Origin of the sequence: Caldalkalibacillus thermarum, from assembly GCF_014644735.1 — a bacterium.
GTDB lineage: Bacteria > Bacillota > Bacilli > Caldalkalibacillales > Caldalkalibacillaceae > Caldalkalibacillus > Caldalkalibacillus thermarum.
In genome coordinates, this window is sequence record NZ_BMKZ01000023.1 from 41,512 (window position 1) to 48,662 (window position 7,151).

A 7,151-nucleotide genomic window follows, 5' to 3' on the forward strand; every position below is an offset into this window, starting at 1 on the left:
TGGACAAACGGTGTGCTAGAAAAGTAAACTGATTTATCTGTTAAGTATCCTGACCAAACATGAGATGCTTTCTGTCTAGAAAAAACATATGAAGGAGATGACCAACATGTCCCTGATCAGTGAAATATACGCCCGTCAAGTGTTGGATTCCCGCGGCAATCCAACGGTTGAAGTGGAAGTGTATCTTGAGTCTGGTGCTTTCGGACGGGCCATTGTGCCTTCCGGTGCTTCCACCGGTGCCCATGAAGCCGTCGAGCTGCGCGACAATGACAAAGGCCGTTACCTGGGCAAAGGTGTCTTAAAAGCCGTTGAAAATGTGAATGAAGTGATCGCCCCTAAACTGATCGGCATGGATGCCACCAACCAAGTGGCCATTGACCGCTTGATGATTGAACTGGACGGCACCCCCAACAAAGGCAAGCTGGGCGCGAATGCCATTCTGGGTGTATCCATGGCTGTGGCCCATGCTGCTGCCAATGAGGTTGGCCTGCCCTTGTACCAGTACTTGGGCGGCTTCAATGCCAAAACCTTGCCGGTGCCGATGATGAACATTCTAAACGGCGGTAAACATGCTGACAACAACGTGGACTTCCAGGAGTTCATGATTATGCCCGTTGGCGCTGAAAACTTTGCTGAAGCCCTGCGCATGGGCACGGAGATTTTCCACAATCTGAAGAAAGTGTTGCAGGATAAAGGCTTAAACACTGCTGTGGGCGACGAGGGCGGCTTTGCGCCTAACCTGAAGTCCAACGAAGAAGCCATCCAAACCATTATTGCCGCCATTGAAAAAGCCGGTTACCGCCCCGGTGAAGATGTGTACCTGGCTCTTGATGTGGCCTCTACAGAGATCTACAAAGACGGCAAATATGAGCTGGCCGGGGAAGGGGTCTCCTACACCGCCGATGAAATGATCAGCTTCTACAAGGAGTTAGTGGACAAGTATCCCATCATCTCCATTGAGGACGGACTGGCCGAAGATGATTGGGAATCCTGGGCCAAGCTGACGGCTGCGATTGGCGACAAAGTACAGTTGGTGGGAGACGACCTGTTTGTCACTAACACCGAGCGCTTGAAGCGCGGCATTGACAACAATACAGGCAACTCCATTCTGGTTAAAGTGAACCAGATCGGCACGCTGACGGAAACTTTTGAGGCAGTTGAAATGGCCAAGCGGGCCGGTTATACAGCTGTCATTTCCCACCGCTCTGGTGAAACGGAAGACACCACCATCGCTGACATTGCTGTAGCTACCAATGCCGGCCAAATCAAAACCGGGGCTCCGTCCCGCACTGACCGTGTGGCCAAATACAACCAGCTCTTGCGCATTGCCGATGAGCTGGATATCACCGGCCATTATGCCGGTAAAGCTGCCTTTTACAATTTGCAGCGTTAAGCGGCTCCTCAGTCCGGTCGGGGATGCAGGATTTTGTGAAAACGGTTGGCCCCGCTCTGTTTAATGTTCACTTCCGCTTGCACCTGAACCGAGTTTGGGTTGACGGTTAACCGGCCTTCTTTGGCCAGACGTTTCCACAGTTGGGGATCCTGGCGGTACACATGATAAGCAAGATCCAAGAGATCGGCGTCCAGTTCGAGGCCCTTGGCATAAGTGGTTTCGATCTGGCTCTCTATGGCCTGGGCAGCCAAACGGTTCACTTCCTCCAGGCCCAGGTCTTGCTTCATTTCCAACACTTGTCCCTGTGCGGTCACTTTGACCTTGAAGCGGATTTGCTCTCCCTTCACCTCTGGCTGGACCCGGACTTTTGGCCGCATAATGATCAGGGTGGCCACAATGGTGTCCCCCTTGCGGATGTTGAGGGGAGCGCGCACGGTGGAAGGCTGCAGCCAGCGGATGCCCACAATGTCTTCCTCCAGCAGAAATCCCTTAAACTGCTTGTCCTGCAGGATGCCGATGCCATTTAGGAGCAGGGTGGTAAATGTGCCCTGATCATCGGTCCAGCGGTTTTTGACCGTGCCGATATAAGGGATGATGACGGCCTTGCCGGGCTCATTAAAATGGGAGATAAAGCGGTGCAGCCGGATGGGACTCACCCGGGCGCTTTGTTCATAGATGGCATCCGGATCAGACAACAGTCCAAAAATGGTGCTGAAAGGCAAAGCCGGCGGCGTGGTCATGATCTCCCCCAGCGGTTCTTTAGTCACATAAACATATACCGTGCGCCGCACCTCGTTATAACGCCCCAATACTTCGAGCACATCGGCGTACAGGTTTTGTTGCAAAGCCCGTTCGCTGAAAATAATGGCCGACAAATGACCCCAGTAGATCCGCCGTTGGGCATAGGTATACAAATCATGAAAGGCGCTGGTCACCGTGCTGCCTTTGCCCATGATCACTTTTTGCTCCGCTTCTTTGGCTGTGCGTTGCCCCCCTTCCGGAATGGGCATGGAGGCAAAGTTGATATTCTCCACATAGACCACTGTCCGGCCGTCTTGTTCATCCACATCGATGCCCATCACCAGTGCATACTGCATGTACTCCATCTCCTTGGCATCCCAGCATCCCCCCAGCAGCACCAGCGCGAGCAGGACGGACAATGCCCTGATACGGGCAGCACCTGCCGGATGCGACACAGCATTCACCGCTTTCGGTCCGGGTCCCCAGGATCAAGCAGATCCGGCCGGTGCTTCAGTTTTTGGGGGGAGGGATGGATCGCCGCTTGAATGAAATCTGGCCAGCGGACAGGAGCCAAGGGTGCCATATATGGAATGCCAAAGGAGCGCAGGTGGCAAACATAGATCAGGATCAGGAAGGCTGATCCCAAAAAGCCGAACATGCCCAAGAGTGCTGAGAAGATGAGGTTGAAGTAGCGCAAAATACTGACCGTACCGGCCAGTGACTGATTGGACAGGGTGAACGTGGCCACGGCAGAGCTGGCGATAATCACCACCAGTGAAGGATTTGTCAGGCCGGCGCGAATGGCGGCATCCCCGATAATAATGCCACCAACTACGGCCAGTACCTGGCCAATGGCTAAGGGCAGGCGTAAACCCGCTTCCCGGAACAGTTCAAACAAAAAGGTCAGCACCAGTGCCTCCAAAGGGGAGGGAAGTGGTACCCCTTCCCTGGCCTGGGCGATATTGCCCAGCAGAATTAAGGGCAACTGATCCTGATGGTAAGTGGTCAGGGCGACCCAAAAGCCGGGCAAAAAGACGGCGATGGACATGGCCGCCAGGCGCAACAATCGTTCCATGGAATTGTAAGCCCAGGCATATTCCGCATCTTCGGCATTCTTCATAATCAACAAGAGCTGGGCCGGGGCAATCAGCGCGGTGGGCACCCCGTCCATCAGCAGGGCAAAGCGCCCGCGGACCAAGGCGTCCGCCACAAAATCAGGACGTCCTGAATAGTGAAACAGGGGGAACAGCCGATAGGGGCTGTCCGTCAACAACTCTTCCAGTTGATTGGAAGAAAACAGGCCATCCACCTGAATCTGCTCCAGCCGTGCTTTGATTTGCTGAATGACCGCAGGAGGCACAATGTCCGCCATATATAACAGCGCTACCCGTGTCTTGCTGCGCTGGCCCAGGACATACTGTTCATGATGAAGAATGGCCGTGCGCAGGCGCTTGCGGATCAGGGCCACATTGACATCCAAATCTTCAATCAGGCCGTCGCGCGGACCGCGGATTGAAATTTCCGTTGTTGTATCTTCGGGCTGCCGCTGGGGCCGCTGGGCAATGTCAACGGCCAAGGTGAACCGGGTTGCATCAAAATGAAGAATAAGCTGGCCCATAAACAGCTTGTCCACCACCTCCTCCATGTTTGAAAGCGGGGTCAACGTGGTGTAGGGCCAATGGCGCAACAAAAGTGCAGGATCAAAACGGTTTCTGGCTGATGCCGACACAAGACGGTTCAATTGGGGCCAAACCTCATCGTTCAGCCGTTTCAGATCCACCATGCCGCGGGCATAGAGCAACAGCCCTTCCACCGGGGGATCCCCGCCCAGCCGGAACGTTTCTCTGTGCACATCGTGACAGTGTTGAAAAGCGGACAGCAAGGTCTCCCGTGCTATGGCTTGTTCTGCTCCGGTTGGCCGGGGCTTTTGTCTAGGCTGGGATATTGGTTTGCTGCGCCACCAGCGGCGGATATTCATCAGGTTAACACCCTCCTTCGTTTCAGCAGGGCCAGTGCAGTCAGAAATACGGACAAACCGAGCATGGCCAATAAGCTCACAGGGAGATAGGTCCTCTGCAGCAGTTGGACATACTGCATGTCGCTGACCGGCCAATGATTGACAACGGCCATCACTCCAGCCAGGGTCAACAACACCCATCTCCTTTTTTTTCTGTCTGACAGCTGGGTCAGGTCAATGATCAGATAAAAGAGCAAAGAGACGCGGATCAATACGCCGCTGAACCATTGATAAATGGCAAAGAAATCAACATGCTCCACAATACGGCCCAGGGAGAGCAGCGCCCATTGTTCAAAGGCGGGAAAACGCAATGATTGAGACTCAAGGGGACCAAAAGCGGCCAGACTGCCCATTAAGGGTCCCAGACAGAGACCGGTTAAAATCAGGCCCAGCACCAGAAAGGGCCAGTAGCGGATCCGACCTTTGATCCGGTGTTGCAACAGAACGAGTAAAAACACTTCTGCCAGTCCGGCTCCGGAGTAGATCATGCCGTTTAAAACGGGACGGTAGCCGTGTTCAAACACAGGAAACAACAGGCTGTAATCTTTGTTGGGAAAATTGCCTGACATGACGAAAAAACCGAGCAAAACCACAACGGGCAGCAGAATGTTGTTGACCAAGACAATGGTCGTAAGCCCGGTGGACGCCAACAGTACACACAGTCCGATGTACAGCACCGTCAGCACAAGTGGCGGCGTGTTGGTCAGGTAGGTGATGTTGGACCAGTTGATCATGTCCTTGATCGTCACGGCGGCCATGGTAAACAGCATCAGGCCAATGATGAAGATGATGATGGCGGCCGGGACGGCGCCCGCTTGTTGGCGCAGCCACTCGTGGAGATGCTGTTGGCCGGTGTGACGGTTAATCGCCAAAATGACAAACAGCCACAGACTAAAACAAGCAAAGCTAAACAGCACAGACATCCAGGCATCCCGTCCGGCGGCACTTAAGAGCGATGGAATGATCATCACGTGATTAAACAGTCCGATTGAGGTGACAAACAGCAGCACAATATGAAACACATTAATTTTTTCATCCCGTTGCACCATGTTGATCATCCTTTACTCTGGTGTTTGAGCACCGGTTTTGGGCAGAGCTGGCAGAGTTGAAGGCTGCAAGCTGCATTGGCAATGATATACACTGCGTCTTTGTTATAGCATATCCGCTCGGCTATTGATTATGTATTTTTTTTCGTCATTGATAAAAGTTGAGTTTGCCCCACGGACGTTGGTATCATTTGTCTCACAGGAATCAGGTGGAAGTGATAACTTTTGTCTTAAGTCTGTTCAGGATCCCGTGGGTGATGGAAGCAGGATTTTCGGTTCTCACTTTACATGCCTTAGGCGGCATGGTTTATATTCAGCGCTATGAGGTGGAGCATAAGAAGAAGAGAGGTTATTGGCTGACAGGGAGCATCAGCGCTGTAATATTGATCGGGATGATTGGGTTGCTGGTCTGGTCATTTCAGCCCCATACGATTAGTATTGACCAAAAAGAACTGCACATTTCAGGGATATATGGTGTCACCATACCTTTGGAAGAAGTTGAACAAGTGGAACGCTTAGATCGTCTGCCGCCCGTTCAAATGAAGACCAATGGCGTTGCCGCGCGCGGGTTGTTGAAGGGAGATTTCCTGATTGAAGGGTATGGTGCGGTGCGTTTGATTGTCCGTGGTGAACCGTCTCCGGTGTTATATATTGAAACGGAAAAGCGGCGGATCATGCTTAATGGAGATGAAGAACAGCTGGATGAGTGGTACAAGACCTTGCGTGCCCAACTGCAAGTTGGCTAAGAGGAGAGGAAAAATTACAGGTCCCGCCGAAAACGGGTATAGCGTACAGGAATATAAACGTATAAAGCTCCCGGAATATGACCTGGAAATGAGGATAACCTGGGGAGACAAAGACCTTAAAGGACTCAGAAATTGTACCGTTACTTTCGACCCAAGTTCGACAGTTTAGAGCCTATTTTGGGCAAACAAAATTTACAAAATGCTTTTAAATCACGGCAGATTCGGGTGACTATCCAGAAAAACGGCGAGATTTTCATAGGCACACGTTTGTTAAATTTTTACTTTACAATTAGCTATTTATAATATACAATATAGGCATGTACATACGTCGAGTCACTCGGAAAAACAAAGATGGATCAGTCACTGCTTATCTCCAACTTGCTCACAATGNAAGCATTTCGCGATTCCTTTCTCCCGAACAAGCGTTTGAAGCCCGTGAAGCGATTGGAGAAGCAGCCGAATTTTTGTTCCAGTCCTGCAAGCGCTTGGGCGGCGTTTGGATGCTGGATCAGCTCTGGCGCAAATTAGGGATGGATCGGATTCTTCAGCAACTGTTTGCTTCTCGCCATCACCAGCTGGATATCGAACGGCTGATCTTTGCCATGGTGGCCAATCGCGCCCTGGCCCCCTCCAGCAAATTAGCCATGGAAGATTGGGTTCGGGAAGACGTCTACATTCCCGGGCTGTCCCAAGTGGCGAGCCATCAGCTCTATCGAGCGATGGACGAACTGTTGGCTGTTCAGTCTGAGTTGGAGTATCAAGTCTATGGGGCTGTTTCCGACCTGTTGAATCTGGAGGTCGATCTGCTGTACTTTGATACCACTTCCTCTTACTTTGAAGTGGATCCGTCCGAAGCCCCGGAAGAAGATACGTTTCGGAAACAAGGGTTTTCAAAAGATAAACGGCCGGATCTGTTGCAGGTGGTCATCGGCCTTGCCGTGACGCGGACAGGGATCCCCATCCGCTGTTGGGTTTGGCCAGGGAACACGATGGACATGACCGTGATTGAGCAGGTGAAAAAGGACCTGATCGGATGGAAACTGGGCCGTGTCATCAGTGTCATGGACCGCGGTTTCTCGTACGAGGAGAACTTGCGTATGTTGCAACGCGCGGGCGGGCACTATATCGTTGGAGAGAAGATGCGTTCCGGTAAAGCGGCCACCTCAGAAGCGATGAGCACGAGAGGCAGGTACCAACAGGTTCGGGAG

6 protein-coding genes are annotated in these 7,151 nt (G+C 52.3%); 3 read left to right on the forward strand and 3 right to left on the reverse strand.

What is annotated here, in order from left to right; all coding sequences use genetic code 11:
- Positions 1 to 106: 106 nt before the first annotated feature.
- The gene (gene eno, locus IEW48_RS10290) at positions 107 to 1,393 is read left to right on the forward strand and encodes a phosphopyruvate hydratase (protein WP_188623677.1); all 1,287 of its coding nucleotides are present in this window, start codon (positions 107 to 109) and stop codon (positions 1,391 to 1,393) included.
- 8 nt (positions 1,394 to 1,401) lie between these two features.
- On the opposite strand, the gene IEW48_RS10295 is transcribed toward eno, so the two are convergent.
- Genes IEW48_RS10295 through IEW48_RS10305 form a run of 3 tightly spaced genes read right to left on the reverse strand, consistent with a single transcriptional unit; the run spans position 1,402 to position 5,200 of the window.
- The gene (locus IEW48_RS10295; RefSeq protein WP_188623678.1) at positions 1,402 to 2,598 is read right to left on the reverse strand and encodes a Ger(x)C family spore germination protein; all 1,197 of its coding nucleotides are present in this window, start codon (positions 2,596 to 2,598) and stop codon (positions 1,402 to 1,404) included.
- Entirely contained in the window at positions 2,595 to 4,112 is a 1,518-nt protein-coding gene (locus tag IEW48_RS10300; protein WP_188623679.1) for a spore germination protein, read from the reverse strand. The genes IEW48_RS10295 and IEW48_RS10300 overlap by 4 nt, the downstream gene beginning before the upstream one ends.
- Positions 4,112 to 5,200: a GerAB/ArcD/ProY family transporter gene (locus IEW48_RS10305; protein WP_188623680.1), complete on the reverse strand. Its 1,089-nt coding sequence runs from the start codon at positions 5,198 to 5,200 to the stop codon at positions 4,112 to 4,114. The genes IEW48_RS10300 and IEW48_RS10305 overlap by 1 nt, the downstream gene beginning before the upstream one ends.
- A gap of 254 nt (positions 5,201 to 5,454) precedes the next feature.
- Here IEW48_RS10305 and IEW48_RS10310 point away from each other — a divergent pair, with 254 nt between their 5' ends.
- Together IEW48_RS10310 and IEW48_RS10315 are read left to right on the forward strand one after the other, a co-directional pair.
- Positions 5,455 to 5,943: a PH domain-containing protein gene (locus IEW48_RS10310; RefSeq protein WP_188623681.1), complete on the forward strand. Its 489-nt coding sequence runs from the start codon at positions 5,455 to 5,457 to the stop codon at positions 5,941 to 5,943.
- A 317-nt stretch (positions 5,944 to 6,260) separates the two neighbouring features.
- A partial coding sequence (locus IEW48_RS10315) for an IS1634 family transposase (RefSeq protein ID WP_188623682.1) occupies positions 6,261 to 7,151 on the forward strand: 891 nt, incomplete at its 3' end.